Annotated in this window: 1 protein-coding gene; it reads left to right on the top strand. The window is 57.2% G+C overall.

Annotated features, from left to right (window positions below; genetic code table 11):
- Positions 1-701: 701 nt before the first annotated feature.
- Positions 702-1,378 (top strand): right-handed parallel beta-helix repeat-containing protein (locus ACXJ7R_RS32820; protein WP_457155427.1); only part of this gene is annotated, 677 nt, incomplete at its 3' end.

Below are 1,378 nucleotides of genomic sequence, written 5' to 3'. Positions count from 1 at the left end.
GGTAAACCCACCACAGAGGATTTGGTTGTTCATGCTAACTGGGCGCTTTCCCCACGAACKGCGTATTGGTACGAAATATCGATACCCTTCTTCAAGAACATTCGCAAAGGCGGTGGCTGCCGGCTTCCGGCGGCTCGTGGTGGCGGGCGGCGAACTTCCGGCGCGGTAGCCTCGGCATTTGGAACGTTGGCGCTCGAGGTCGGAAGGACACTAGATTCCGGATTGCGAACGACGGGTGTCGGCTTGCGCTACTGATAGGGGGCACAAGCCATCCCCACCCGCGCCACCGACAACACCGCGGAATGGGGCGGAGCCGGGGCCGCTCACGACGGCGGATTGCCTCAGTGTGCTCTTATCGCCGTAGGTCGTAATTTTGAAATCCGCTTCAAAGCCGTCGCCTTCGGCCTCACCGACAAATCGACCCGCCGCCCGTGCCGCTGTCGGCATTGGGGATATTTTCTATTTGTAAAAATCATCCACGATCCGAATGCATATTGATTTACGATGACGCATCGCGTCACTGGAGAATCAAATTAGAAAAAGGTAATCTCCCGACCGCTTGGGTATTCAATGAGTATCGACGGTTGGTATTTGGAAAATGGAGTGTGTCCTGCACGCTCCCGTCATTTATTTATGCCCCAAGCATTTCGACACGGGTTTCCATGGCCGACGAGGCGTTGGCCAAAATCTAGGAGGGGCAATTGAAAATTGTACGGTTTTTCCTTTCACTCGCTGTGTTGGCTCTGGCGTCAGCCTTCCTGATTGCGCCAGCTTCCGCGCAAGCGACACGGACGTGGGTTTCCGGCGTTGGTGACGACGCCAATCCATGCAGCCGAACGGCACCCTGCAAGACGTTTGCCGGTGCCATCTCGAAGACGGCGACGGCCGGCGAAATCAACTGTATCGATCCGGGCGGCTTTGGCGCGGTCACCATCACCAAATCCATCACCATCGACTGCAGAAACACCGAAGCTGGCGTGCTCGCGTCCCTCGTGAACGGCATCATTGTCAACACACCCCTCGGCTCGGCGGTGCATCTTCGCGGGCTCGATATAGACGGCATAGGCAACGGGCTCGACGGCGTGCGGATGATTGGCCAGGGTCAACTGCATATCGAGGACTGCAACATAGAGCGGATGGGCGGCAACGGCGTCGAATTCGCAGCCAACGCCAACAGCGAACTCTACATAAGCAACACGCGGATAGCCGAGTCAGGCGCCGAAGGTGTTCTCATCAAAACGACCGGGGCCGTTGGAATCAACGCCATCCTTTCGAGGGTGGAAATCACCAACAGCGCCAGCGGCATTCTTGTCGACGGCACCGGCAATACCCTTGCCATGAACCTGACGCTAACCAACAGCCTTATCAGCGGCAACAC

Source organism: Mesorhizobium sp. P5_C1, from assembly GCF_054049815.1.
This window is presented reverse-complemented; position numbering and strand designations above follow the sequence as displayed.